This is a genomic window from Leclercia sp. 1548, assembly GCF_050435045.1.
Classification (GTDB): Bacteria; Pseudomonadota; Gammaproteobacteria; order Enterobacterales; family Enterobacteriaceae; genus Enterobacter; species Enterobacter adecarboxylatus.
Map to the genome: position 1 here is coordinate 198165 of NZ_JBNDJP010000004.1, position 24788 is coordinate 222952.

Annotated in this window: 26 protein-coding genes; 10 read left to right on the forward strand and 16 right to left on the reverse strand. The window is 56.4% G+C overall.

The window, feature by feature from the left end; genetic code table 11:
- The first annotated feature begins 210 nt into the window (after positions 1-210).
- From ascF to ABIE02_RS13610, 6 genes are all read left to right on the forward strand, one after another.
- Complete coding sequence (gene ascF, locus ABIE02_RS13585) at positions 211-1662, forward strand: PTS cellobiose/arbutin/salicin transporter subunit IIBC (protein ID WP_032613606.1); 1452 nt, start codon at positions 211-213, stop codon at positions 1660-1662.
- Between the two features lie 18 nt (positions 1663-1680).
- The gene (locus ABIE02_RS13590) at positions 1681-3105 is read left to right on the forward strand and encodes a 6-phospho-beta-glucosidase (RefSeq protein WP_032613669.1); all 1425 of its coding nucleotides are present in this window, start codon (positions 1681-1683) and stop codon (positions 3103-3105) included.
- Positions 3106-3303: 198 nt separating this feature from the next.
- Positions 3304-4302 carry an ABC transporter substrate-binding protein gene (locus tag ABIE02_RS13595; RefSeq protein ID WP_032613609.1) on the forward strand — a complete coding sequence of 333 codons (999 nt, stop codon included), beginning with the start codon at positions 3304-3306 and terminating at the stop codon, positions 4300-4302.
- Positions 4302-5339 carry a FecCD family ABC transporter permease gene (locus tag ABIE02_RS13600; RefSeq protein WP_032613612.1) on the forward strand — a complete coding sequence of 346 codons (1038 nt, stop codon included), beginning with the start codon at positions 4302-4304 and terminating at the stop codon, positions 5337-5339. Before ABIE02_RS13595 ends, ABIE02_RS13600 begins: the two co-directional genes overlap by 1 nt.
- A complete protein-coding gene (locus ABIE02_RS13605; protein ID WP_032613614.1) occupies positions 5339-6100 on the forward strand; it encodes an ABC transporter ATP-binding protein in 762 nt (253 codons plus the stop codon). The genes ABIE02_RS13600 and ABIE02_RS13605 overlap by 1 nt, the downstream gene beginning before the upstream one ends.
- 13 nt (positions 6101-6113) lie before the next feature.
- Positions 6114-7346, forward strand: coding sequence for an MFS transporter (locus ABIE02_RS13610; protein WP_059307300.1), 1233 nt, complete (start codon positions 6114-6116; stop codon positions 7344-7346).
- A gap of 4 nt (positions 7347-7350) precedes the next feature.
- On the opposite strand, the gene ABIE02_RS13615 is transcribed toward ABIE02_RS13610, so the two are convergent.
- The gene (locus ABIE02_RS13615; protein ID WP_032613618.1) at positions 7351-7695 is read right to left on the reverse strand and encodes a nitrous oxide-stimulated promoter family protein; all 345 of its coding nucleotides are present in this window, start codon (positions 7693-7695) and stop codon (positions 7351-7353) included.
- Positions 7696-7884: 189 nt separating this feature from the next.
- On the opposite strand from ABIE02_RS13615, the gene ABIE02_RS13620 reads away from it, so the two are divergent.
- The 3 genes from ABIE02_RS13620 to ABIE02_RS13630 all read left to right on the forward strand — a co-directional run bounded on the left by ABIE02_RS13620 (position 7885) and on the right by ABIE02_RS13630 (position 11271).
- Complete coding sequence (locus ABIE02_RS13620; RefSeq protein ID WP_059307299.1) at positions 7885-8115, forward strand: SymE family type I addiction module toxin; 231 nt, start codon at positions 7885-7887, stop codon at positions 8113-8115.
- A 113-nt stretch (positions 8116-8228) separates the two neighbouring features.
- The gene (mutS, locus tag ABIE02_RS13625; RefSeq protein ID WP_059307298.1) at positions 8229-10790 is read left to right on the forward strand and encodes a DNA mismatch repair protein MutS; all 2562 of its coding nucleotides are present in this window, start codon (positions 8229-8231) and stop codon (positions 10788-10790) included.
- Positions 10791-10893: 103 nt separating this feature from the next.
- Entirely contained in the window at positions 10894-11271 is a 378-nt protein-coding gene (locus ABIE02_RS13630; protein WP_077227376.1) for a DUF4440 domain-containing protein, read from the forward strand.
- A 51-nt stretch (positions 11272-11322) separates the two neighbouring features.
- Here ABIE02_RS13630 and rpoS read toward each other — a convergent pair whose 3' ends face one another.
- From rpoS to cysG, 13 genes are all read right to left on the reverse strand, one after another.
- On the reverse strand, positions 11323-12315 hold the full coding sequence (gene rpoS / locus ABIE02_RS13635) for an RNA polymerase sigma factor RpoS (protein WP_032613624.1): 993 nt from the start codon (positions 12313-12315) through the stop codon (positions 11323-11325).
- A gap of 60 nt (positions 12316-12375) precedes the next feature.
- Positions 12376-13497 (reverse strand): murein hydrolase activator NlpD, encoded by a 1122-nt coding sequence (nlpD, locus tag ABIE02_RS13640; RefSeq protein ID WP_130588276.1) that lies wholly within the window; start codon positions 13495-13497, stop codon positions 12376-12378.
- Positions 13498-13614: 117 nt separating this feature from the next.
- Positions 13615-14241, reverse strand: coding sequence for a protein-L-isoaspartate(D-aspartate) O-methyltransferase (locus ABIE02_RS13645; RefSeq protein ID WP_336995073.1), 627 nt, complete (start codon positions 14239-14241; stop codon positions 13615-13617).
- A complete protein-coding gene (surE, locus tag ABIE02_RS13650; RefSeq protein WP_032613629.1) occupies positions 14235-14996 on the reverse strand; it encodes a 5'/3'-nucleotidase SurE in 762 nt (253 codons plus the stop codon). Before surE ends, ABIE02_RS13645 begins: the two co-directional genes overlap by 7 nt.
- Positions 14977-16026, reverse strand: a complete 1050-nt coding sequence (gene truD / locus ABIE02_RS13655) for a tRNA pseudouridine(13) synthase TruD (RefSeq protein WP_059307295.1) — start codon at positions 16024-16026, stop codon at positions 14977-14979. Before truD ends, surE begins: the two co-directional genes overlap by 20 nt.
- On the reverse strand, positions 16023-16502 hold the full coding sequence (gene ispF, locus ABIE02_RS13660) for a 2-C-methyl-D-erythritol 2,4-cyclodiphosphate synthase (protein ID WP_059307294.1): 480 nt from the start codon (positions 16500-16502) through the stop codon (positions 16023-16025). Before ispF ends, truD begins: the two co-directional genes overlap by 4 nt.
- The gene (ispD, locus tag ABIE02_RS13665) at positions 16502-17212 is read right to left on the reverse strand and encodes a 2-C-methyl-D-erythritol 4-phosphate cytidylyltransferase (protein WP_077227378.1); all 711 of its coding nucleotides are present in this window, start codon (positions 17210-17212) and stop codon (positions 16502-16504) included. The genes ispF and ispD overlap by 1 nt, the downstream gene beginning before the upstream one ends.
- A 22-nt stretch (positions 17213-17234) precedes the next feature.
- A complete protein-coding gene (gene ftsB, locus ABIE02_RS13670) occupies positions 17235-17546 on the reverse strand; it encodes a cell division protein FtsB (RefSeq protein WP_032613637.1) in 312 nt (103 codons plus the stop codon).
- Positions 17547-17713: 167 nt separating this feature from the next.
- Positions 17714-18037: a DUF3561 family protein gene (locus ABIE02_RS13675; protein ID WP_032613639.1), complete on the reverse strand. Its 324-nt coding sequence runs from the start codon at positions 18035-18037 to the stop codon at positions 17714-17716.
- Positions 18038-18094: 57 nt separating this feature from the next.
- Complete coding sequence (gene cysC / locus ABIE02_RS13680) at positions 18095-18700, reverse strand: adenylyl-sulfate kinase (RefSeq protein WP_032613641.1); 606 nt, start codon at positions 18698-18700, stop codon at positions 18095-18097.
- Positions 18700-20127: a sulfate adenylyltransferase subunit CysN gene (gene cysN, locus ABIE02_RS13685; protein ID WP_336995074.1), complete on the reverse strand. Its 1428-nt coding sequence runs from the start codon at positions 20125-20127 to the stop codon at positions 18700-18702. Before cysN ends, cysC begins: the two co-directional genes overlap by 1 nt.
- A gap of 9 nt (positions 20128-20136) precedes the next feature.
- Entirely contained in the window at positions 20137-21045 is a 909-nt protein-coding gene (gene cysD / locus ABIE02_RS13690; RefSeq protein WP_032613645.1) for a sulfate adenylyltransferase subunit CysD, read from the reverse strand.
- Positions 21046-21054: 9 nt separating this feature from the next.
- Positions 21055-22413, reverse strand: coding sequence for a siroheme synthase CysG (cysG, locus tag ABIE02_RS13695; protein ID WP_032613647.1), 1359 nt, complete (start codon positions 22411-22413; stop codon positions 21055-21057).
- 239 nt (positions 22414-22652) lie between these two features.
- On the opposite strand from cysG, the gene ABIE02_RS13700 reads away from it, so the two are divergent.
- The gene (locus tag ABIE02_RS13700; protein WP_032613649.1) at positions 22653-23699 is read left to right on the forward strand and encodes an aminopeptidase; all 1047 of its coding nucleotides are present in this window, start codon (positions 22653-22655) and stop codon (positions 23697-23699) included.
- 100 nt (positions 23700-23799) lie between these two features.
- Here the strand turns inward: ABIE02_RS13700 and ABIE02_RS13705 are convergent, their stop codons facing one another.
- Together ABIE02_RS13705 and ABIE02_RS13710 are read right to left on the reverse strand one after the other, a co-directional pair.
- Complete coding sequence (locus ABIE02_RS13705) at positions 23800-24264, reverse strand: hypothetical protein (protein WP_059307290.1); 465 nt, start codon at positions 24262-24264, stop codon at positions 23800-23802.
- Positions 24242-24634: a polymorphic toxin type 44 domain-containing protein gene (locus ABIE02_RS13710; RefSeq protein WP_130588271.1), complete on the reverse strand. Its 393-nt coding sequence runs from the start codon at positions 24632-24634 to the stop codon at positions 24242-24244. The genes ABIE02_RS13705 and ABIE02_RS13710 overlap by 23 nt, the downstream gene beginning before the upstream one ends.
- Positions 24635-24788 lie beyond the last annotated feature (154 nt).

A 24788-nucleotide genomic window follows, 5' to 3' on the forward strand; every position in this document is an offset into this window, starting at 1 on the left:
GTACTGCACCGCGTGAAAATTGTCGCAGCAGGACGATCACGCTTTTTGCGCCCTTAGGTGATCGTCATCACGAATCTAAAAAATGGGCAAAACGTGATCTTGTTTGATCCATAGAAACTCTTCATGATTTTGTGGAACCGGTTTCCTATATAAGTTTCATCGTTGCATACGGTGAAGACGTACCTTACTGATAAAACAGGATACAACCCGATGGCCAAAAATTATGCTGCGCTGGCGAATGCCGTTGTCAGCGCGCTCGGCGGCAAAGAAAACATCGTCGCCGTCACCCACTGTATGACCCGACTGCGCTTTGTGGCGAAAGACGAGAGCCTGATTGACAGCGCCACGCTTAAAAGCATCAGCGGCGTGCTGGGGGTAGTGCGCAACGACAACCAGTGCCAGGTAATCATCGGCAATACCGTGTCCCAGGCGTACCGCGAGGTGGTCAATCTGCTGCCCGCCGACATGCAACCTGCTGCGCCCCAGGGGCCGCAAAAACTGACGCTGCGACGCATTGGCGCGGGGATCCTGGATGCGCTGATCGGCACGATGTCACCGCTGATCCCGGCGATCATCGGCGGATCGATGGTCAAGCTGCTGGCGATGATCCTTGAGATGACCGGCGTGCTGACCAAAGGCGAGCCGACGCTGACCATTCTGACGGTGATCGGCGATGGTGCCTTCTTCTTCCTGCCGCTGATGGTGGCGGCCTCCGCCGCGGTGAAATTCAAAACCAACATGTCGCTGGCGATTGCCATTGCGGGCGTGCTGGTGCACCCGAGCTTTATCGAACTGATGGCCAAAGCGGCGCAGGGCGAGCACGTTGAGTTCGCCTTTGTTCCGGTCACCGCGGTGAAATACACCTACACGGTGATCCCGGCGCTGGTGATGACCTGGTGCCTGTCGTATATCGAACGCTGGGTGGACAAAATTACCCCAGCCGTCACCAAAAACTTCCTCAAACCGATGCTGATCGTCCTGATTGCCGCCCCGCTCGCCATCGTCCTGATTGGGCCGCTGGGGATCTGGATCGGTAGCGGCATCTCTTCACTGGTTTACACCATTCACGGTTATCTGGGCTGGTTGTCCGTGGCCATTATGGGCGCGCTGTGGCCGCTGCTGGTCATGACCGGTATGCACCGTGTCTTTACCCCTACTATCATTCAAACCATTGCCGAAACCGGTAAAGAAGGGATGGTAATGCCGTCTGAAATTGGTGCCAACCTGTCGCTTGGCGGTTCGTCGCTGGCGGTGGCGTGGAAAACTAAAAACCCGGAACTGCGCCAGACGGCGCTGGCGGCGGCGGCCTCTGCCATCATGGCAGGGATCTCTGAACCGGCGCTGTACGGTGTCGCGGTTCGCCTGAAACGTCCTTTAATTGCAAGCCTGATCAGTGGTTTTATCTGCGGCGCCGTCGCCGGGATTGCCGGACTGGCCAGCCACTCAATGGCGGCACCGGGCCTGTTTACCAGCGTCCAGTTCTTTGACCCGGCGAACCCGATGTCCATCGTCTGGGTATTCGGAGTGATGGCCCTGGCCGTGGTGCTCTCTTTCGTGCTGACCCTGATCCTGGGCTTTGAAGATATCCCGGTAGAAGAGGAAGCGGAAAAAGCGCGCGCGCTGCAAACCGCGCCGGTTCAGGCTAAAGCAGCACAAGCATAAATGTATAGCGAGGTAAAAATGTCAGTTTTTCCACAAGGATTTTTATGGGGCGGCGCACTGGCCGCTAACCAGAGCGAGGGCGCATACCGTGAAGGCGGCAAGGGCTTAACCACCGTCGATATGATCCCCCACGGCGCACATCGCCTGGCGGTGAAAGTGGGTAAGGAAAAACGCTTTGCGCTGCGTGAGGAGGAATTTTATCCGAGCCACGAAGCAATTGATTTTTACCATCGCTATAAAGAAGACATCGCCTTAATGGCCGAGATGGGCTTCACGGTATTCCGTACCTCGATTGCCTGGAGCCGTCTCTACCCGAATGGCGACGAGCCGCTGCCTAATAAAGAAGGGATTGCGTTTTATCGTGCGGTGTTCGAAGAGTGCAGGAAGTACAACATCGAGCCGCTGGTCACGCTGTGTCACTTCGATGTTCCGATGCATCTGGTGACCGAGTATGGCTCCTGGCGTAACCGCAAAATGGTCGACTTCTTCGCCCGCTATGCGCGCACCTGTTTTGAAGAATTCAACGGGCTGGTGAAATACTGGCTCACCTTCAACGAAATCAACATTATGCTGCACAGCCCGTTCTCCGGGGCCGGGCTGGTGTTCGAAGAAGGCGAAAACGAAGATCAGGTGAAGTATCAGGCGGCGCACCACGAGCTGGTGGCAAGCGCGCTGGCGACCAAAATCGCCCACGAGGTGAACCCGCAAAACCAGGTGGGCTGTATGCTGGCGGGCGGCAATTTCTACCCGTACTCCTGTAAACCCGAAGACGTATGGACGGCACTGGAAAAAGACCGCGAGAACCTGTTCTTTATCGACGTGCAGGCCCGTGGCAGCTATCCGGCCTACTCTGCCCGCGTGTTCCGCGAAAAAGGCGTGGTGATTGTCAAAGATCCGGGCGATGACGCGCTGCTGAAACACACCGTCGATTTTGTATCGTTCAGCTATTACGCTTCGCGTTGTGCTTCGGCAGACATGAATGCCAACAACACCAGCGCGGCCAACATCGTCAAGTCCCTGCGCAATCCGCATATCGAGGTGAGCGAATGGGGCTGGGGCATCGACCCGCTCGGCCTGCGTATCACCATGAACATGATGTACGACCGCTATCAGAAACCGCTGTTCCTGGTGGAGAACGGCCTCGGCGCGAAAGACGAGCCGGACGCCAACGGCGAGATCAACGACGACTACCGCATCAGCTACCTGCGGGAGCATATCCGCGCCATGGGCGACGCAATAGAGGACGGGGTCCCGCTGATCGGCTACACCAGCTGGGGCTGTATTGATCTGGTGGCCGCCTCAACGGGCGAGATGAGCAAGCGCTACGGCTTTATCTATGTCGATCGTGATGACGCCGGTAACGGTACCCTTGATCGTAAACGTAAAAAATCGTTCTGGTGGTACAAAAAAGTGATCGCCAGCAACGGTGCTGATTTAGAGTAATCCCGCCTTCGCCGGGCGGCGCCACGCTTGCCCGGCCTGCAAATCCCTTGATAAACACAATAATTTCATTACGTTACCATCATTCATTGACACAATGAATATATCGTTGTATAAAACTCCGCCAAAATAAATGATATTCATTCTCAGCCAGATGTCCGGGCTGTGATCAATAAATAAATTAATGAAGGATAGCGTTCCATGAAGAAGATCATCAGCGCATTAGGATTGCTGATTGCCACAGCAGGCTCCGCCTTTGCGACCACCTATCCTCTGACGATTGAGAATTGCGGATATAAAGAAACCTTCACTAAAGCCCCGGAGCGCGTCGTCGCGCTGGGACAAAACACCGTTGAAATTCTGCTGCTGTTAGGCCTGCAAGATAAAGTGGTCGCCAGCGCCTTCTGGCCCACCAAAGTGCTGCCGCAGCTGGCTGAACAGAACAAAAAAGTCAAAACGCTGACCGTCGAGATCCCGACGCTGGAATCCATTCTGGCGCAAAATCCGGACTTCGTTCCGGCGCAGCTGCCGCTGCTGCTGGGGCCAGAGAGTAAAGTCGCCAAACGCGAAGATCTGGCCACCGTGGGCGTGAACAGCTATATGTCGCCAGGCATGTGTGCCACCAAAAAAGGCGTTGGCGATATGTACGGCAGCCGCCAGAAGCTCTGGGATATGACCTTCCTTTATAAAGAGATCGAAGATTTCGCCAAAATCTTTAATGTCGAAGATCGCGGCCAGGCGCTGATCGCCGATTTCAAAAAGCGCGAAGCCGACCTGCGCAGCGAATTCAGCAAAAACAAAAAAGACCTGTCATTCGTCTTCTGGTTCTCCAGCTCATCCCCCTCTTCTGACGCTTACGTCGGCGGCAAAAACAGCGCCTCTGGTTTTATCGCCAATGTGCTGGGCGGCCACAACGCCATCACCTCTGAAACCGAATGGCCGACCGTTGGCTGGGAAAGCATTATTGCCGCCAACCCGGACGTGATCGTCGTTTCCAGCCTCGACCGTAACCGCTGGGCGCTGGACAATGCCCAGGAAAAAATCAAATTTCTGAAGAGCGATCCGGCTGTCAGCCAGCTGGAAGCCGTTAAAAAAGGTCACATTGTGATCATGGACGGCCAGGCGATGAACCCGACAATCCGCACCATCTATGGCGCAGAGCAGATTGGGGAACAGCTGAGAAAGATGGGGCTTAATTAATGACCGCAGTGGTTCAACAGACCCGACTGAACTGGTTGTTGCCTGCGTCGGGTTTCCTGGCGGTCGTGGCTTTGCTGCTGGTTATCGCCATCGGCGTCAGCGTGGGGGAACTGTCGATCCCCCTGCAAAGCGTGTTCTATGCCATTACCAATAAAATTGGCTTAACCGAGGCTCCACTCAACCGCATCTACGAGAGCGTGATCTGGGACTTCCGCCTGAGCCGGGCGCTGGTAGCCGCCTGCTGCGGCGCGGGGCTGGCCATTTGCGGCGCGGTGCTGCAAAGCCTGCTGAAAAATGCCCTCGCAGAACCCTACGTGCTGGGTGTGTCAGCCGGGGCGTCCACCGGCGCGGTCTCGGTGGTAGTGCTGGGCATTGGCAGCGGCACCGTCACCCTCTCCGCTGGCGCTTTTGCCGGTGCCTTTACCGCCTTTGCCTTTGTCGCCCTGCTGACCAACGGCGCCCGCGGCGGCAGCGAACGCACTATCCTTGCGGGTGTGGCAGCCTCGCAGCTGTTTAACGCCATTACCGCTTACACCATCAGCACCTCGGCCAGCGCCCAACAGGCGCGCGACGTGATGTTCTGGCTGCTGGGCAGTTTTAGCGGCGTGAGATGGCCCGAGTTCCAGCTGGTGCTGGTGGTGATGCTGGTCGGTCTGGCTGTTTGTCTGTATTACGCCAGAGCGCTGGACGCCTTTACCTTTGGCGACGATGCCGCCGCCTCGCTGGGGATCGCCGTTCCCTGGGTACGCCTGATTCTGTTTATCGTTACTGCGTTAATGACGGCGACCATCGTCAGCATGGCAGGCTCTATTGGCTTTGTCGGCCTGGTTGTGCCGCACGTGATGCGCTTCTTCTTCGGCCCGCTGCACCGCACGCTGCTCATCGCCAGCGCCCTGGCTGGCGCAATCCTGATGGTGCTGGCGGATATCGCCTCCCGCCTGCTGATCGCCCCGCAAAGCCTGCCGGTTGGCGTGGTCACAGCGCTGGTGGGCGTTCCGTTCTTTGCCATGATTATCTATCGTTCAAGGAATAAGTGATGAGCATCACGGCTGAAAATATCACCTGGAAGGTGGGTAAAAAGGTCATCGTCGATAATGTCTCTCTGGCGGTATCGCCGGGGCAGACCGTCGGCCTGCTGGGGCCAAACGGCTCCGGCAAATCGTCGCTGCTGCGGATCCTTGCCGGTTTGCGTCGTCCGCATTCAGGCACCGTTGCGCTGGATGGTAAAAGCATCAGTGGGATTGCCAAAAAGCAGCTCGCCCGTCGGGTGGCCTTTGTGGAACAACACGGCATGACCGATGCCAATATGCGTGTGCGGGACGTGGTGAAGCTAGGGCGTATTCCGCACCATTCACCCTTTTCCGGCTGGACGGCGCAGGATGACGAGACCGTGAATTCGGCGCTGAAAACGGTGGATATGCTGCATAACAGCGATCAGGGCTGGCAAAGCCTGTCCGGCGGGGAACGCCAGCGCGTACACATTGCCCGGGCACTGGCGCAGATGCCAACCGAAATCCTGCTGGACGAACCGACTAACCACCTGGATATCCATCATCAGATGCAGCTGATGCAGTTGATCAGCCAGCTGCCGGTCACCAGCATTGTCGCCATCCACGATCTCAACCACGCCTCAATGTTCTGCGATGCGTTGGTTGTGTTGCAGAAAGGGCGCATTGTGGCCACCGGCACGCCGCAGGAGATCCTGACCGAAGAGTTGCTGTGGGAGGTCTTCCGGGTGAAAACCCGCATTGAACTGTCGCCTTACCACGGCAAAAAACACATTCATTACCTCGTCTGAGGCGAGGTAAGCCGTGACCCTGATCCGCCCCGCTAAACAACTCTGGCCGCCCGTCTTACTGGGCAGCCAGTTTGTTTTCAACATTGGTTTTTATGCCGTCGTCCCCTTCCTGGCGATCTTTTTACGCGACGATATGCTGCTCTCCGGCGGGCTTATCGGGCTGGTGCTCGGGCTGCGCACCTTCTCACAGCAAGGGATGTTTATTGTCGGCGGTGCCCTCTCCGACCGTTACGGCGCGCGCATCATTATTCTTTGCGGCTGCGTTGTGCGGGTGGTGGGCTATCTGCTGCTGGCCTTTGGCTACAGCCTGCCCGTCATCATTGCCGGAGCGTGCCTCACCGGGATTGGCGGCGCGCTCTTTTCCCCCTCCATTGAGGCCTTACTGGCAAAAGCCGGAACCCGAAGCGAGGCACAAGGCAAACGCAGCCGCGCCGAGTGGTTCGCCCTGTTTGCGGTGTGCGGCGAACTGGGGGCAGTGCTCGGCCCGGTGGCGGGCGCCCTACTCACAGGTCTGGGCTTTCGTCAGGTGGCCCTGGCAGGTGCAGCGGTCTTTGTGGTGGCGCTGATTGTGCTCTTCTTCTGTCTGCCTGCCGGATCGGCAAAAAACCAGCCGTTGCACATTACTCCGTGGTGGACCACCTTTCGCCAGCCGCGGTTCGTGGCCTTTATCATCGCCTGGAGCAGTTGGCTGTTAAGCTATAACCAGCTCTATCTGGCGCTACCGGTGGAGATCCAGCGCGCGGGCGGCAGCGAAAAAGATCTCGGCCCGCTGTTTATGCTGGCTTCGGCGCTGGTGATCCTCTTTCAGCTGCCGCTGGCGCGCGTGGCCCGCCGGGTGGGGGCGATACGGGTCCTGCCGGTGGGGTTTTTGCTGATCTCTGCGTCCTTCCTGAGCGTCGCGCTTTTTGCGCCCTCGGAACCGGCAACCGGCTGGCTGCGTCTGCTGCCTGCGGCCTGCTTTGTCACGCTGCTTACCACCGGGCAGATGTTGCTGGTGCCGGCGGGCAAAGATGTGGTGCCGTGGTTTGCGAGTGAATCGACATTAGGCGCGCATTACGGTGCGCTGGCCACCGCGGGTGGCTGCGCGGTGCTGGCGGGGAATTTGTTGCTGGGTGACCTGCTTGACCAGGCGCTGACGCCCTCCATCGGAGCGAGTGCGCCGTGGCTGGTGCTGGCGGTGTTTCCGCTGTGCAGCGCAATCGCCATGATCTTTATCTGCCGCCCGATGCGCAGGCCGCGCACCTGAGAGATCACTTTTTCGGGCGGTATTTTTCCGGCAGCTCCGGGACCGGGCGACGATCGTCGATAAGATGGCGAACGGTTAAAATCGGATGACGCCACAACATCCGTGGCCCTGCCCAACGCATCACCTGTTTCATCTCTTCGCGTTTGGCCGGCTGATAGCAGTGTACCGGACACTGTTTGCAGGCCGGTTTCTCCTCGCCAAACACGCATTTATCCAGCCGCTTGTCGGCGTACTCATTCAGCGCCGGATAGTGCCCCGCGGCTTTCGATGCCTGCGGACACTGCTTTTCATACAGCGCGATCATCTTGCGGATGGTCTCTTTTTCGCGCGCGATCCGTTTTCCTGACATGGCCTGATACCCACTAGAAAGTTGCATTTATAATACTCTTTTTAGGCTGGATGTTCAGCCCGATTTCATATTTTACATTCCGTTTCCTGAAGGCGCTTCGCAGTTATAGGTTTGTCTTCGCCTCATTTTACTGACATTTTATACAGGTGTTTATGTCACCGGATCCTACCCTGCGAAAAAGGAGTTTCTATGTCGGATATGCCCCTCTCCAGACCGAGCCGTCATCTCACCGTGGGCTATTTCAGAAAGCGTCACGAGGATCGTAAGACCAAAATTCCGACGCGCTACAGCGTGCATGCCGCGCTCAGTTTAAAAGGCGACTGGCTGGAAGAGGCGGGTTTTAAAACCCATTCCCAGGTGCGGGTGCTGGTTGAACAGGGGAAATTGGTGATTGAGCTGGTTCAGGAAGAGGCCTCGTAAAGTCGCGACATTTTGCTGCGCCGGGTCTTTTTTTCATGCGACAATAGCGGCATTACACGACCCTAACGTCGCCTGAACAGCACTATTTTCAAAGAAATGGACATCATCACTCCATGACCACTACTGACAATTTCGACGCGCACACCCCCATGATGCAGCAGTATCTGAAGCTGAAAGCTCAGCATCCAGAGATCCTGCTGTTTTACCGGATGGGTGACTTTTACGAGCTGTTTTATGACGATGCGAAACGGGCGTCTCAACTGCTCGACATCTCGCTGACCAAACGCGGCGCTTCGGCCGGGGAACCGATCCCCATGGCCGGGATCCCGCATCACGCGGTAGAGAACTACCTGGCGAAGCTGGTCAATCAGGGTGAGTCGGTCGCCATCTGCGAACAGATTGGCGATCCCGCCACCTCTAAAGGCCCGGTCGAGCGCAAAGTGGTGCGCATCGTTACGCCCGGCACCATCAGCGATGAAGCGCTGTTACAGGAGCGCCAGGATAACCTGCTCGCCGCTATCTGGCAGGACAGCAAAGGTTTCGGCTACGCCACACTGGATATTAGCTCCGGGCGTTTTCGCCTGAGCGAACCGGCCGACCGGGAAACCATGGCCGCCGAGTTGCAGCGCACCAATCCGGCTGAGCTACTGTACGCCGAAGATTTTGCCGAGATGGGGCTGCTCGAAGGCCGTCGCGGCCTGCGTCGTCGTCCACTGTGGGAATTTGAAATAGATACCGCGCGCCAGCAGCTCAATCTGCAGTTTGGCACCCGCGATCTCACCGGCTTTGGGGTAGAAAATGCCCCGCGCGGCCTGTGCGCTGCTGGCTGTTTACTGCAGTACGTGAAAGATACCCAGCGCACCGCCCTGCCGCATATCCGTTCCATTACCATTGAGCGCCAGCAGGACAGCATCATTATGGATGCCGCCACCCGCCGTAATCTGGAGATCACCCAGAACCTGGCCGGTGGCGTCGAAAATACTCTTGCCTCGGTGCTCGACAGCACCGTCACCCCGATGGGCAGCCGAATGCTGAAACGCTGGCTGCATATGCCGGTTCGTGACATCGCCACCCTCACCGGACGCCAGCAGACCATTGGTGCCCTGCAGGACCGATACAGCGAACTGCAACCGGTGTTACGCCAGGTGGGTGATCTGGAGCGTATTCTGGCGCGTCTGGCGCTGCGCACCGCACGCCCGCGCGATCTCGCCCGGATGCGCCACGCATTCCAGCAGTTACCTGAACTGCGCAGCCAGCTGGCAGAGATCGACAGCGCGCCGGTGCAGAAGCTGCGCGACGCGATGGGCGAATTCAGCGAACTGCGCGAACTGCTGGAAAACGCCATTATTGAATCCCCGCCTGTGCTGGTACGCGACGGCGGCGTCATCGCTCCGGGTTACAACGAGGAGCTTGACGAGTGGCGAGCACTGGCCGACGGCGCAACAGATTATCTCGATAAGCTGGAGATCCGCGAACGTGAGCGGCTCGGGCTGGACACCCTGAAGGTCGGTTACAACGCGGTACACGGCTACTTCATTCAGATCAGCCGCGGGCAGAGCCACCTGGCACCTATCCACTATGTGCGCCGCCAGACGCTGAAAAACGCCGAGCGTTACATTATTCCTGAGCTGAAAGAGTACGAAGACAAAGTGCTCACCTCGAAGGGCAAAGCCCTGGCGCTGGAAAAACAGCTGTATGACGCTCTCTTCGATATGCTGATGCCGCACCTGGCAGATCTGCAGCAGAGCGCGACTGCATTGGCCGAGCTGGATGTGCTGGTTAACCTGGCGGAACGCGCCGAAACGCTGAACTACTGCTGCCCGACCTTTAGCGATAAACCTGGCGTACGCATTACCGAAGGCCGTCACCCGGTGGTTGAGCAGGTATTGAATGAGCCGTTCATCGCGAACCCGCTGAACCTGTCACCGCAGCGGCGCATGCTGATCATTACCGGGCCGAACATGGGCGGTAAAAGTACCTATATGCGCCAGACGGCGCTGATTGCCCTGCTGGCCTATATCGGCAGCTACGTTCCGGCGCAAAAGGTAGAGATCGGCCCCATCGACCGTATCTTTACCCGCGTGGGCGCGGCGGACGATCTGGCGAGCGGTCGTTCAACCTTTATGGTGGAGATGACCGAAACCGCCAACATTCTGCACAACGCCACGGAGTACAGCCTGGTGCTGATGGATGAGATTGGCCGCGGAACCTCTACCTATGACGGCCTGTCACTGGCATGGGCGTGTGCTGAAAGCCTGGCCAATAAAATCAAAGCCCTGACCCTGTTTGCTACCCACTACTTCGAGCTGACCCAACTGCCAGAGAAGATGGAGGGCGTGGCAAACGTGCATCTGGATGCGCTGGAGCACGGGGATACCATCGCCTTTATGCACAGCGTGCAGGATGGCGCGGCGAGCAAAAGCTACGGTCTGGCCGTGGCTGCGCTGGCGGGGGTGCCGAAAGAGGTGATCAAGCGCGCGCGTCAGAAACTGCGCGAGCTGGAAAGCCTGGCGCCAAACGCGGCAGCGACCCAGGTAGATGGGACGCAGATGTCATTACTGGTGCCAGCCGAAGAGACCTCCCCGGCGCTGGAAGCGCTGGAGAATCTTGACCCGGATACTCTGTCGCCTCGTCAGGCGCTGGAGTGGATCTATCGCTTGAAGAATCTGGTATAAGTCCGACACGCCCGGCGGCGCTACGCTTGCCGGGCCTGCGTGAGCTGTGATGAACATCGCCGGTGACTAAATTCATCCGCCACTTAAGGGTAAAGGAGAAAGAATGACCTGCTATGAAACAGAAATTATTGATGCTCACATCGCGTTAGAAAACTGGTTAGGCCTGGGTGAAGGCGATCTTGCCCCCCTGCTCGCCCGTTTTCGTCAGGACTTCCTGATGATCGCGCCAACAGGCGCACATCTGGATCATCCCGCACTGGCACGTTTCCTTGAGGCTCAGCGCGGCAGCCGTCCGGGGCTGAAGATCGTGATTGATGAATTAACGACGTTGCAAACCTGGGACAATGGCGCAGTGCTTCACTATCGCGAAACGCAAACCCGCCCCGATCAGCCGGTCAATGTGCGCTGGTCTAGTGCGGTACTGAATCAGGAAGGCGATACCATAACCTGGCGTCTGCTGCACGAAACCACGCAGCCTTAACCAAAGAAAAAGGCCCGTCGAGAGACGGGCCTTTTTTGGATGAAAAGTTGCTTACTCACGGAACAGCGCTTCGATATTCAGCCCCTGGCCCTGCAGGATTTCACGCAGGCGACGCAGACCTTCTACCTGAATCTGACGAACACGTTCACGGGTCAGGCCGATTTCACGACCGACGTCTTCCAGTGTCGCAGCTTCATACCCCAGCAGACCGAAACGACGTGCCAGCACTTCACGCTGTTTAGCGTTCAGTTCGAACAGCCATTTGACGATGCTCTGTTTCATATCATCGTCCTGCGTGGTGTCTTCCGGGCCGTTGTCTTTTTCATCGGCCAGGATGTCCAACAGCGCTTTCTCTGAATCACCACCCAGCGGGGTGTCGACGGAGGTAATACGCTCGTTGAGACGCAGCATACGGCTTACATCATCAACCGGCTTATCAAGCTGCTCGGCAATCTCTTCCGCACTTGGCTCGTGGTCCAGTTTATGGGACAACTCACGAGCGGTACGCAGATATACGTTCAGCTCTTTCACGATGTGAATAGGCAGGCGAATCGTACGGGTTTGGTTCATGATTGCCCGTTCGATGGTCTGTCGAATCCACCATGTCGCATATGTTGAGAAACGGAACCCACGTTCAGGGTCAAATTTCTCTACCGCGCGGATCAGCCCCAGGTTGCCCTCTTCAATCAGATCCAGCAGAGCCAGACCACGATTGCTGTAACGACGGGCAATCTTGACCACCAGACGCAGGTTACTTTCAATCATACGACGGCGTGATGCCACATCACCACGTAGTGCCCGGCGCGCGAAATAAACTTCTTCTTCTGCTGTTAACAGTGGAGAGTATCCAATCTCTCCAAGGTAAAGCTGAGTCGCGTCCAGCACACGTTGAGTGGCGCCCTGCGATAACAGCTCTTCTTCAGCTAAATCGTTATCACTGGGTTCCTCTTCTACTAAGGCTTTTTCATCAAAAACCTCAGCTCCGTTCTCATCAAATTCCGCATCTTCATTTAAATCATGAACTTTCAGCGTATTCTGACTCATAAAGGTGGCTCCTACCCGTGATCCCTGACCGAGACAACCGAAGTGGTATGTCCCGCCAAATTATCGCTGCGGTAAATATTGCAGCGGGTTTACGGATTTCCCCTTGTAACGAATTTCAAAATGCAAGCGTGTAGAACTGGTTCCGGTGCTACCCATAGTAGCTATTTTTTGCCCCGCCTTAACTTCTTGTTGTTCCCGGACCAGCATCGTATCGTTATGGGCGTAGGCACTCAGGTAATCATCGTTGTGTTTTATGATAATAAGATTACCGTAACCCCGCAGAGCGTTACCGGCATATACCACGCGTCCATCTGCGGTCGCGATAATAGCCTGTCCCTTACTTCCTGCGATATCGACACCTTTATTTCCCCCCTCGGAGGAAGAAAAGTTCTCGATAACCTTGCCTTCAGTCGGCCAGCGCCATGAAGAGATTGGCGAGCTGGACGTCATACTGCTGGCAACGGGCACGGTAGAGCTAACGACAGGTGCCGTAACGGGCGCTGTGACAACAGCCGCAGACCCTTTGTTGTTCGGCAACATCTTGTTAGCACTCTGTTCACCTGAATCCTCAGAATACGTAATTGTCGGTTGCGACGCAACCACTGTGCTTGATTTTTGCGCAGGCGTCACACTGTTATTTTGCGCCGTTACGTCAGCCACCGACACGGTATTGCCAGGCGTTAACGGTGCGCCAGTGTTATTGCCTACCTGTAGCGTTTGGCCAACTTCCAGACCATACGGGGCCTGAACGTTATTTCGCTGCGCAAGATCACGGAAATCGTTCCCGGTGATCCAGGCAATATAGAATAAAGTATCGCCGCGTTTTACCGTGTACGTACTGCCGCCGGTATAGCTCCCTTTCGGAATGTTCCCATACTTACGGTTATACACAATGCGGCCATTTTCCGTCTGGACAGGCTGATCCACTGGCTGAATCTGTACTGGCTGGGTAACCGGACGCTGAACAGGCTGAATTTGCGGTGTTTGTTGTGTTGTGGTGCCCATCTTAGGCGGAGGGGTGATCAGCATGCCGCCGGATGAACTGCCGGATCCGCTGTTGCCGCCAACGGAACTCACCGGCGCAGGGGCATTATTTGAGGATGTACAACCTGCCAGCCACAGTGAAACCAGTGACAGTGCCGCAACTCGGCTGATGGTGAATTTTGGGCTTCCCGCGCTCATTTATCCCCCAGGAATGTTTTTAGTTACCAGTGACTTAAAATTAACCGTAGTGTCACGCGCTTTTGCGCCACAACCATACGCTGAATTGGCCTGAATAACCCTGGAAAAATCCGAGTCTCAGGCGAGCTCTCCTTTTACCAGAGGCACAAAACGTACGGCTTCTACGGTATCGATGATGAACTCGTCGCCCCGTCGACGAACACGCTTTAACAGCTGATGTTCATCGCCCACCGGTAAAACGAGGATCCCGCCGTCATCCAGTTGCGCCATAAGCGCAGCCGGGATTTCCGGCGGTGCTGCCGTCACGATAATGGCATCAAAGGGGCTGCGCGCCTTCCAGCCCTGCCATCCATCCCCGTGACGGGTAGAAACATTATGTAAATCAAGCTGCTTCAGGCGACGACGCGCTTGCCACTGCAAGCCCTTAATACGCTCCACTGAGCAGACATGATGCACCAGATGCGCCAGAATGGCGGTCTGGTAACCTGACCCGGTGCCGATCTCCAGCACCCGTGAGTCCGGGGTCAGCTCCAGCAGTTCGGTCATTCGCGCCACCATATAGGGCTGCGAAATGGTTTGTCCCTGGCCTATCGGCAAGGCGACATTTTCCCAGGCTTTGTGCTCAAACGCCTCATCGACGAACTTTTCACGCGGCACCAGCGAGATGGCATTAAGTACATGCTCATCCGCAATACCCTGAGTGCGTAATTGATCCAGAAGGGTTTGTACACGTTTACTTACCATTGTGAGCTAACTCCGGCGCGATCCAGCCAGCCTGACACCACATCCTGCGCGTTATGCGCGGTCAAATCCACATGCAGAGGCGTGACGGAAACGTACCCTTCGTCCACCGCGGCGAAGTCGGTATCCGGTCCCGCATCGTGTTTTTCACCCGGAGGGCCAATCCAGTACAGGGTATTACCCCGTGGATCTTCCTGGGGAATCACTTTATCTGCCGGATGGCGGCTACCGCAACGCGTTACGCGAATGCCTTTAATTTGGTCCAGCGGCAGGTCCGGGACGTTGATATTGAGGATCCGCCCGGTGCGCAGCGGCTCGCGGCTCAGCGCGCGCAAAATGGAGCAGGTCACCGCGGCAGCGGTGTCGTAATGCTGATGCCCGTTGAGCGATACCGCCAGCGCAGGGAAACCGAGGTGGCGTCCCTCCATAGCGGCGGCCACGGTGCCGGAATAGATCACATCATCGCCCAGATTGGGGCCGGCATTAATGCCGGAGACTACTACGTCCGGGCGCGGTCGCATCAGCGCATTGACGCCGAGAAAGACACAGTCCGTCGGAGTGCCCATCTGTACGGCGATATCGCCGTTATCGAAAGTAAAGGTGCGAAGAGAGGACTCAAGGGTTAACGAGTTAGAAGCACCGCTGCGGTTACGATCGGGCGCCACGACCTGCACCTCAGCAAACTCTCGTAGCGCCTTGGCCAGCGTCTGAATGCCTGGCGCATGGATGCCGTCATCGTTACTCAGCAATATTCGCATAGTCACCCGAAGTGTTGATAAGTTCCCTGACAACACTGGTGGCAAAGCTACCTGCCGGCAGCCAGAAACGTAACTCGACGGTCACGTCATCCCACCAGTTCCAGCTCAACTGTTGCGGATAGAGCAGCATCGCCCGGCGTGCCGCTTCGACTTTTTCCCGCACCAGCAGAGAGCATAATTCTGTTTCATCGGCGATGGCCGCCTGCTCAGCCTGCAGCGCCTCGCCCTGCGGCCCCCATTCGCCGGTACCCGGCAGGGCCGCGGTGATCAGCAGGGTTTTCGCATTGACGCGCGCCTGCAAATCAGCCATTTCTTCGTCAGTGGCGACGAACCAGCTGCCGCGTCCCGCTAATTGTAGCGCATCGCCAACAACAACTTGATTCGCGTCTGTTTTTTTCAGACGCTCGCTCACGATTTGATTAAACAACGCACTGCGGGCTGCCGACAACCAAAAACTGCGTTTATTGCGGTCACGCACCGGGGCATTGCTTTGCGCCCAGCGCAGCGCGCCCTGCAAGTTACTGCCGCCAATACCAAAACGCTGGGCACCAAAATAGTTCGGCACGCCCTGCTCGCTGATGGCTTGCAGGCGTTTTTCGACGTCGTCGCGGTTGCTCACTTCACGCAGTACCAGCGTAAAAGCATTGCCCTTTAACGCGCCGAGGCGCAATTTGCGCTTGTGACGAGCGTATTCAAGTACTTTACAGCCTTCAAGCTGGAACTGGCTTAAATCCGGCATCCCATTACCCGGTACGCGGGCGCAGAGCCACTGCTCGGTCACAGCTTGTTTATCTTTCTGCCCGGCGAAGCTCACCTCACGGGCATGAATTTTCAGGAACTTAGCCAGCGCCTCGGCCACAAAACGGGTGTTACAGCCGTTTTTCAGGATCCGCACCAGAATGTGCTCGCCCTCGCCATCCGGCTCAAAGCCCAGATCTTCGATCACCACGAAATCTTCTGGATTGGCCTTTAGCAGGCCCGTGCCCTGTGGTTTACCGTGCAGGTACGTCAGGTTATCAAAGTCCGTCATTTGGCCGCCTTCACCAGCAGCGCCACGGCTTCACAGGCGATACCTTCGCCACGCCCGACAAAGCCGAGCTTTTCCGTGGTGGTGGCTTTGACATTAACGTCGTCCATGTGGCAACCGAGATCTTCGGCAATAAACACCCGCATCTGCGGGATATGCGGCAGCATTTTGGGTGCCTGGGCAATAATGGTCACATCCACGTTTCCGAGGGTATAGCCTTTGGCCTGAATACGACGCCAGGCTTCGCGCAGCAATTCGCGGCTGTCGGCCCCTTTGAAGGCCGGATCGGTGTCCGGGAACAGTTTGCCGATATCGCCCAGCGCCGCGGCACCGAGCAGCGCGTCGGTTAACGCGTGCAGAGCAACATCGCCATCAGAATGCGCGAGCAGTCCTTTTTCATAAGGGATGCGTACGCCGCCAATGATAATTGGGCCTTCACCGCCAAAGGCGTGTACGTCAAAACCATGTCCAATTCGCATTATGCCTTCTCCTGATGGGTCGAACGGGTAAGATAAAATTCTGCCAGCTGTAAATCTTCGGGGCGCGTCACTTTTATATTATCTGCGCGCCCTTCAATGAGTTCCGGGTGGAAGCCGCAGTACTCCAGCGCCGAGGCTTCGTCGGTAATGGTTGCGCCCTCGTTAAGCGCACGGGTTAAGCAGGCCTGCAACAACTCACGGGGGAAAAATTGCGGTGTAAGCGCATGCCAGAGATCAACGCGTTCCACCGTGTGGGCGATGGCCGGAAGCCCCGGCTCGCCGCGCTTCATGGTATCGCGTACCGGCGTGGCGAGAATGCCGCCGACGCGGCTGGTTTCGCTGATGGCCAGCAGCCGTGCCAGGTCGTCCTGATGCAGGCACGGACGCGCCGCGTCATGCACCAGCACCCACTGCGCTTCACCGGCGGCCTGAAGACCCGCCAACACCGAATCGGCGCGCTCTGCGCCACCATCCACAACGGTAACCTGCGGATGACTGGCAAGCGGCAGCGCGGCAAAGCGGGCGTCGCCCGGGCTGATGGCGATAACGACCCGCGTCACGCGTGGGTTCGCCAGTAGCGCCGCCACGGTGTGCTCAAGGATGGTTTTATCACCAATTGAAAGGTACTGCTTGGGACATTCTGTCTGCATGCGCCGGCCAAACCCGGCGGCTGGCACTACGGCGCATACGTTCGAAAAAGTGACTGCCATGGCGTAATAATCCTGGGCCTGATTATCGGGTGTTTTGTACTGAGCCCTGGTTGCGTTTAGACGCATCCGGCACCAGACGATAGAAGGTTTCGCCCGGCTTAGTCATGCTGAGTTCGTTGCGCGCGCGCTCTTCAATGGCTTCTTGTCCGCCATTGAGATCGTCAATTTCCGCAAACAGCTGATCGTTTCGCGCTTTAAGTTTGCTGTTTGTTGCCTGCTGCGCCGTCACGTCATCGCTGACACGACTGTAATCGTGTAGACCGTTCTTACCGAACCACAGTGAATACTGAAGCCAGACCAACAAAGCCAGCAACAGCAGCGTAAGTTTACCCATCCTGCCCCCTGAAAAACGGCATCATCATCCCATAACTTTTCCCACGACTCTACATCGGGGCTACAGAGATGCCGCACCATTGCGGGCAAATGTACCACATTTTTTTTGCAGATTCGCGCAAGCCAACACCGTGTCACAGTTAGTGACGGTTTGAATTATGGCTGAACTTATCCCATGAGCCACAAAAATAACAGTCCGACCATCGCCACCACCGTCATCACGGTAGTAAATGAACTGTAGAGCAGCTTGCCGTTGAGCAGAGAGTGCAGCGCAATCCCGACCACTACAGCAACGGGCATCAGCGCCAGGAAGAAAGGCCAGGTATAGAGGAAAAAGAACAGCGTATTACTGCCGTAAAACAGGAACGGGATGCCCAGTGCCATCAGCCATGACGCGAAGCCGACAATCGCCCCTGGGAAAGACCAGGTCGTCTCGTCATTTGTCGATACCCTGTCCGACCCGGTGATAATGTAGTTTTCACTGTTTCGCATAGCTGATCCTGTGACCATGACATACCAATGGGGGGATCACCCCCCATCGATACTATCTCAGGATCTGATAATATCGCCCTGTCTGAGCAGGTCTAATAATTGGCTCACTAAATTTGTTACCAATTGTTGGCCTTCCAGATGAATTTCGGGCGCATCAGGGGTTTCATAAACTGCGTCAATACCGGTGAAATTTTTCAATTCACCCGCTCGGGCTTTTTTATACAGCCCTTTCGGATCGCGCTGCTCGCAGATCGCCAGCGGGGTATCAACAAAGACTTCGATAAAGCGGTTCTGGCCGACGCGCTCGCGCACGAACTGCCGCTCGGCACGGTGCGGCGAAATAAACGCCGTTAACACCACCAGCCCGGCATCGGCCATCAGGCTGGCCACTTCGCCCACCCGACGGATGTTCTCTTTACGATCCGCATCGCTAAAGCCCAAATCGCTGCACAGTCCGTGACGCACATTGTCGCCATCCAACAGATAGGTGCTGACCCCTAACTTATGCAGCGCCTCTTCCAGTGCGCCTGCGACGGTGGATTTACCGGAGCCAGAAAGCCCGGTAAACCACAGCACAACCCCACGGTGACCGTGGAGTTGTTCGCGATCGGCTACGGTGACCGGATGAGGATGCCAGACGACGTTCTCATCATGCTGCGCCATTACTTCCCTCCCAGCAGATCGCGTGCGCCCCAGTGCGGGAAGTGTTTGCGCACCAGCGCGTTCAGCTCCAGTTCAAAGGCGCTGAATTCTGACGGCACCACGCTCGCGTGTTCGTGCGGCTCGCGCACCATGCCAGCGCCCACGGTGACGTTGGTCAGGCGATCGATAATGATTAAGCCCCCGGTCACCGGGTTGTGCTGATACTGATCCAGCACCAGCGGTTCGTCGAAAGTGAAATCCACCAGACCAATGCCGTTCAACGGGAGCGCATCCACGCTATGCTGCGCCAGATTGTTGATATCCACCTGATAGTGAATGCCGTCCACACGGGCGCGGGTCTTCTTACCGGCGATTTTGATATCGTAGCTCTGGCCCGGGGTGAGGGGCTGTTCCGCCATCCACACCACATCAATGGCGGCGCTTTGCACCGCAGGCAAGGTCTCCTGTGCATCCACCAGCAGGTCGCCGCGGCTAATATCGATTTCGTCTTTCAGCACCAGAGTGACGGCTTCGCCTGCCCCGGCTTCCTGCAGATCGCCATCAAAAGTCACGATGCGGGTAATCGCAGACTCCACGCCTGACGGCAACACTTTTACGCGCTGACCCACCTGGACGCTGCCGGAGGCAAGGGTGCCGGAGAAGCCGCGGAAATCGAGGTTCGGACGGTTAACGTACTGCACCGGGAAACGCATCGGCTGCGTCTCAACGCTGCGCTGGATCTCAACCGTCTCTAACACTTCCAGCAGCGTCGGGCCGCTGTACCACGGCATGCTGGCGCTCTGGGAGGCCACGTTATCCCCTTCCAGCGCCGAGAGCGGCACGAAGCGAATGTCGAGGTTGCCCGGCAGCTGTTCGGCAAAGGTGAGATAGCTTTCGCGGATCTCGTTAAACGTCTCTTCGCTGAAGTTAACCAGGTCCATCTTGTTGACTGCCACCACCAGGTGTTTGATCCCCAGCAAGGTGGAGATAAAGCTGTGACGACGAGTTTGATCCAGCACCCCTTTACGGGCATCCATTAACAGGATTGCCAGATCGCAGGTTGAGGCACCGGTCGCCATATTACGGGTGTACTGCTCGTGCCCCGGGGTGTCGGCAATGATAAATTTGCGCTTCTCGGTGGAGAAATAGCGATAGGCCACGTCGATAGTGATGCCCTGCTCGCGCTCCGCCTGCAGGCCATCTACCAGCAGAGCCAGATCGAGCTTCTCGCCCTGGGTGCCGTGACGTTTGCTGTCGTTATGCAGGGATGAGAGCTGATCTTCATAGATCTGACGGGTATCGTGCAGCAGTCGGCCAATGAGCGTGCTTTTGCCGTCATCAACGCTGCCGCAGGTCAGAAAACGTAGCAGGCTTTTATGCTGTTGTGCGTGCAGGTAGGCTTCTACGCCGCCTTCATCCGCAATCTGTTGAGCAATAGTGGTATTCATGGCGGCTCCTTAGAAATAACCCTGACGTTTCTTCAGCTCCATCGAGCCTGCCTGGTCGCGGTCAATCACGCGCCCTTGTCGCTCGCTGGTGGTCGACACCAGCATCTCTTCAATGATCTCTGGCAGCGTCTGCGCGCTGGATTCCACCGCGCCGGTCAGCGGCCAGCAGCCGAGGGTACGAAAGCGCACCATCTGCTTTTTGATCACTTCGCCAGGCTGCAGATCGATACGATCGTCATCCACCATCATCAGCATACCGTCGCGCTCCAGCACCGGACGTTCCGCCGCCAGGTACAGAGGCACAATCTCGATATTTTCCAGATAGATGTACTGCCAGATATCCAGCTCGGTCCAGTTAGAGAGCGGGAAGACGCGGATGCTTTCGCCTTTGTTAATCTGGCCGTTGTAGTTGTGCCACAGCTCCGGTCGCTGGTTCTTCGGATCCCAGCGATGGAAGCGGTCGCGGAAGGAGTAGATACGCTCCTTGGCACGGGATTTCTCTTCATCGCGGCGGGCGCCACCAAAAGCGGCATCAAAGCCGTATTTGTTCAGCGCCTGCTTCAGCCCTTCGGTCTTCATGATGTCGGTGTGTTTCCCGCTGCCGTGCACGAACGGGTTAATGCCCATCGCCACCCCTTCCGGGTTTTTATGTACCAGCAGTTCACAGCCGTAGGCTTTGGCGGTGCGGTCACGGAACTCATACATCTCGCGGAATTTCCAGCCCGTATCCACGTGCAGCAGCGGGAATGGCAGCGTGCCCGGGTAGAAGGCTTTACGCGCCAGGTGGAGCATCACGCTGGAGTCTTTCCCGATGGAGTACATCATTACCGGATTAGCGAACTCGGCGGCCACTTCACGGATAATATGAATACTTTCCGCTTCGAGTTGCCGCAGGTGAGTCAGTCGTTTTTGGTCCATAACCGTTCCTTAAGCCAAAGTCACTACAGAAGAACCAAAGCCTTCTGTGTCGGTAGTGTGTTGAAACCAGGCGAGCGTGCTGTGCAGCTGCACCACCTCTCCCACCACAATCAGGGCGGGCATCGGGGCGTCTTTCGCCAGGGTTGCAAGGTGTTGTAATGTGCCGGTCACCACGTGCTGATCGACGCGCGTGCCGCGAGATATCACCGCCACAGGCGTATTTGCATCACGCCCGTGGCGAATAAGTTGTTCACTGATTTCCGCTGCCTTCATGGTGCCCATGTAGATCGCCAGCGTCTGACGGCTTTGCGCCAGATGCGTCCAGTCGAACGGTGTACTGTCGGCCTTGTAGTGGCCGGTGACAAAGGTGACGCTCTGGGCATAATCCCGGTGCGTCAGCGGAATACCGGCATAGGCCGTCACTGCGGAGGCCGCCGTGATGCCTGGTACGACCTGGAACGGCACGCCCGCTTCGGCTGCCGCCTGTAGCTCTTCGCCGCCGCGGCCAAAGATAAACGGATCGCCCCCTTTGAGACGCACCACGGTCTTACCTGCTTTCGCCGCGTCAATCAACATCTGATTGGTTTCATGCTGCGGCACAGCGTGCTGGCCCGCACGTTTGCCAACGCAGATCTGCTCGGCGTCACGACGAATCAGCTCACGTATGCCATCTGTCACCAGATGGTCATAGAACACCACATCCGCATCCTGGAGTACCTGCAGGCCACGCAGCGTCAGTAATCCGGCATCCCCTGGCCCCGCCCCGACGAGAATAATCTCGCCACAGGTGCTGCCCGGGTTATCCAGTTCGTCTTCAAGGATTTTTTGTGCCGCCGTCTCATTACCCGCCTGCATCAGGCTGGCAAAGCGGCCGCGAAACACGCGCTCCCAGAAGCGACGGCGTTCCGCCACGCTGGTCAGGCGGGTTTTCAGATGGTTACGCCAGAAGCCGGCTTTTTCTGCCATCCGGCCCAGGCTGGTTGGCAGCAGTGCTTCAATTTTTTCCCGCAATACGCGCGCCAGCACAGGAGCTGTGCCGCCGGAGGAGATTGCCACCAGCAGCGGCGAGCGATCGACAATCGACGGGAAGATAAAAGAGCACAGCGGCTGATCGTCCACCACGTTCACCAGACGGTGACGGGCGTGGGCGGCATCAGAGATGCGCTGGTTGAGCGCCCGGTTTTCGGTTGCGGCAATCACCAGCACCACATTGTCGATTTGCGCTTCATCAAAGTCCGCTTCAGCAACGACCTGCACGCGCGCGCCTGCCCGGTGTAAAAAGGCAATTTTGCGCTCGGCGATTTCGCCCGTGCCGATCACCAGTACCGGACGGTCTTTTACGGCAGCAAATAAAGGAAGGTAATCCACAATGCTACAACTCGCTAACAACCTGGAATAGTGGGACTATAGGGGGCTGCTCAGAACGAATGAAATTACGAATTGGAATGAGTAGTTACTCAATGGAATAACGCTATGGAAAAGCAAATATCAAAAAGTGCTTAACACGCGTAATTACGGGCATTTAAGAGCAATTCAAATTGTGTAAGCGCGATCACAGTTTCATACTAAGCGCGTTAAAATTTTGCTCGATTTTTTAAGGACTCACTATGTTTTCCGCAATGCGCCACCGTATCGCTGCTTTGGCGCTCGGCGTTTGCTTGATCGGAACGGTTCAGGCTAAAACGCCCCCTCTGGGTGAGATCGCCGCGATGCAGGCGCGTCATATTGCCACCTTTTTCCCGGGCCGTATGACCGGCACCCCCGCCGAAATGCTCTCCGCTGATTATGTGCGGCAGCAGTTCGCTGAAATGGGTTACCAGAGCGATATCCGCACCTTCCAGAGCCGCTATATCTATACCTCACGTAACCAGAGCAAAAACTGGCACAACGTGACTGGCAGCACCGTGATTGCTGCCCATGAAGGTAAAGCCGAACAACAAATTATTATCCTGGCGCATCTGGATACGTATGCGCCGATGAGCGACAGCGATGCCGATAACAATCTCGGCGGCCTGACGTTACAGGGCATCGATGATAATGCTGCGGGTGTCGGGGTGATGCTGGAGCTGGCCGATAAGCTGAAAGATATTCAAACGCAGTACAGCATCCGCTTTATCGCCACCAGCGGCGAAGAAGAGGGACGCCTCGGCGCCGAGAACGTACTCAACCGCATGAGCCAGGCCGAGAAGAAAAATACCCTGCTGGTGATTAACCTCGATAACTTAATCGTGGGCGATAAACTCTATTTTAACAGCGGAAAAACCACCCCTGCCCCGGTGCGTAAATTAACCCGTGATCGCGCGCTGGCTATTGCGCGCGCCCACGGGATTTTTGCCGCGACCAACCCGGGAGGTAACGCCGCGTACCCGAAAGGCACCGGATGCTGTAATGACGGTGAAGTTTTCGATAAAGCCGGGATCCCGGTGCTGTATGTTGAGGCCACCAACTGGTCATTAGGTAAGAAAGACGGTTATCAGCAGCGGGCAAAATCAAAAGCCTTCCCACAGGGATCGAGCTGGCATAACGTCAGGCTGGATAATCTGCAGCATATCGACGAGGCCCTCCCGCAGCGGATTGAACACCGCAGCCGGGACGTGGTGCGCATTATGCTGCCGTTAGTGAAGGAACTGGCGAAAGCGGGGAAAAAAGCCTGATAAAGTGCATCACCCAAGCGGTGCCTGGGCATTTTTCTGTTTATTTTTATACGGAGTAAGATTAGTCGTGGGTTATCCCCGCTAAGGCGGGGAAGACGATTTATCGGCTGAACTTACCCCTGTCCCACCCTTCTCCGCGAGCGGTGAGGTCTATAGATGGCGAAACGGCGATCCCTTCTGCATCATAAAAAAATGCAGTCGACATGAAGTCATATACAGTACCGTAAACAGTAAACGAGACGTTATTGCCGATACCGTCCACTTTTGCGCGCGAGGTGTTCGCAGTTAGCGTAGGGGCGATATGCTGTTTTTCAAGCGCCACCAGCGGATCGCCCTCCAACTTGCTCGCTAAAAAATAGCGATACACCTCACCGGTAGTCATGTTTGAGTCTTTATATTGTGTGATGTAGAGCCAGGTGCGGGGTGTAAGCTGGCGCACTTCGTAGAGCTGATCCCGCACTGTTATGCGCTGGACATGCTGGAAATAACAATAAATAGCGATCACCAGGGCCATTAGAATTGTGGCGATCCAGTGCAAGACCTTAAAGGTGGTGCTGTTTAACATAGTCTATGCCTTGCTTAATCCAAAACTGATCGTGTGGGTCATCCCCAAACGGTGGCCCCTGCAAGAAATTCCCCCATGCTGGCTCAGATGTTTTTGCAACCCCCTGGGCCGCGCCAGCGGCTGTATGTAAAATTTCGGCAGGGATACCCGCTGCATAGCCAACCGCCCCGTAATGGAAATTACCGTAGTTTTCCCACACCTTATTTTTCTGTTTGTAATCCCACGGCCCGCGGTTTCTTACGCGCTGATAAAACCAGATATAGGTTAATGGCGTGGCCATGTTTTGAACTTCGCGTCGGGCGCGAGCCTGTTTGATATGATCTTTCAGTATTTCCAGTCCACGGGGCGGGTAAATCGGTATACAAGCCATATTGATATTCCCTTTGTGAAAAGGGAAAAATTAAACGCCTGGAAGGCGCGGCGTACTGTCCGGGATCAACTCTACTTATTATTCTTTTTATACTATAAATCAATTTGTTATAGCTAATAATAGCCGTCACAAATAACACAATTTGTATCACGCC

What these genes read in the sequence shown, in the direction of transcription:
- ascF (WP_032613606.1), top strand. Translation starts at nt 211, where the DNA reads ATGGCCAAAAATTATGCTGCGCTGGCGAATGCCGTTGTCAGCGCGCTC.
- ABIE02_RS13590 (WP_032613669.1), top strand. Translation starts at nt 1,681, where the DNA reads ATGTCAGTTTTTCCACAAGGATTTTTATGGGGCGGCGCACTGGCCGCT.
- ABIE02_RS13595 (WP_032613609.1), top strand. Translation starts at nt 3,304, where the DNA reads ATGAAGAAGATCATCAGCGCATTAGGATTGCTGATTGCCACAGCAGGC.
- ABIE02_RS13600 (WP_032613612.1), top strand. Translation starts at nt 4,302, where the DNA reads ATGACCGCAGTGGTTCAACAGACCCGACTGAACTGGTTGTTGCCTGCG.
- ABIE02_RS13605 (WP_032613614.1), top strand. Translation starts at nt 5,339, where the DNA reads ATGAGCATCACGGCTGAAAATATCACCTGGAAGGTGGGTAAAAAGGTC.
- ABIE02_RS13615 (WP_032613618.1), bottom strand. Translation starts at nt 7,695, where the DNA reads ATGTCAGGAAAACGGATCGCGCGCGAAAAAGAGACCATCCGCAAGATG.
- ABIE02_RS13620 (WP_059307299.1), top strand. Translation starts at nt 7,885, where the DNA reads ATGTCGGATATGCCCCTCTCCAGACCGAGCCGTCATCTCACCGTGGGC.
- mutS (WP_059307298.1), top strand. Translation starts at nt 8,229, where the DNA reads ATGACCACTACTGACAATTTCGACGCGCACACCCCCATGATGCAGCAG.
- ABIE02_RS13630 (WP_077227376.1), top strand. Translation starts at nt 10,894, where the DNA reads ATGACCTGCTATGAAACAGAAATTATTGATGCTCACATCGCGTTAGAA.
- rpoS (WP_032613624.1), bottom strand. Translation starts at nt 12,315, where the DNA reads ATGAGTCAGAATACGCTGAAAGTTCATGATTTAAATGAAGATGCGGAA.
- nlpD (WP_130588276.1), bottom strand. Translation starts at nt 13,497, where the DNA reads ATGAGCGCGGGAAGCCCAAAATTCACCATCAGCCGAGTTGCGGCACTG.
- ABIE02_RS13645 (WP_336995073.1), bottom strand. Translation starts at nt 14,241, where the DNA reads ATGGTAAGTAAACGTGTACAAACCCTTCTGGATCAATTACGCACTCAG.
- surE (WP_032613629.1), bottom strand. Translation starts at nt 14,996, where the DNA reads ATGCGAATATTGCTGAGTAACGATGACGGCATCCATGCGCCAGGCATT.
- truD (WP_059307295.1), bottom strand. Translation starts at nt 16,026, where the DNA reads ATGACGGACTTTGATAACCTGACGTACCTGCACGGTAAACCACAGGGC.
- ispF (WP_059307294.1), bottom strand. Translation starts at nt 16,502, where the DNA reads ATGCGAATTGGACATGGTTTTGACGTACACGCCTTTGGCGGTGAAGGC.
- ispD (WP_077227378.1), bottom strand. Translation starts at nt 17,212, where the DNA reads ATGGCAGTCACTTTTTCGAACGTATGCGCCGTAGTGCCAGCCGCCGGG.
- ftsB (WP_032613637.1), bottom strand. Translation starts at nt 17,546, where the DNA reads ATGGGTAAACTTACGCTGCTGTTGCTGGCTTTGTTGGTCTGGCTTCAG.
- ABIE02_RS13675 (WP_032613639.1), bottom strand. Translation starts at nt 18,037, where the DNA reads ATGCGAAACAGTGAAAACTACATTATCACCGGGTCGGACAGGGTATCG.
- cysC (WP_032613641.1), bottom strand. Translation starts at nt 18,700, where the DNA reads ATGGCGCAGCATGATGAGAACGTCGTCTGGCATCCTCATCCGGTCACC.
- cysN (WP_336995074.1), bottom strand. Translation starts at nt 20,127, where the DNA reads ATGAATACCACTATTGCTCAACAGATTGCGGATGAAGGCGGCGTAGAA.
- cysD (WP_032613645.1), bottom strand. Translation starts at nt 21,045, where the DNA reads ATGGACCAAAAACGACTGACTCACCTGCGGCAACTCGAAGCGGAAAGT.
- ABIE02_RS13700 (WP_032613649.1), top strand. Translation starts at nt 22,653, where the DNA reads ATGTTTTCCGCAATGCGCCACCGTATCGCTGCTTTGGCGCTCGGCGTT.
- ABIE02_RS13705 (WP_059307290.1), bottom strand. Translation starts at nt 24,264, where the DNA reads ATGTTAAACAGCACCACCTTTAAGGTCTTGCACTGGATCGCCACAATT.
- ABIE02_RS13710 (WP_130588271.1), bottom strand. Translation starts at nt 24,634, where the DNA reads ATGGCTTGTATACCGATTTACCCGCCCCGTGGACTGGAAATACTGAAA.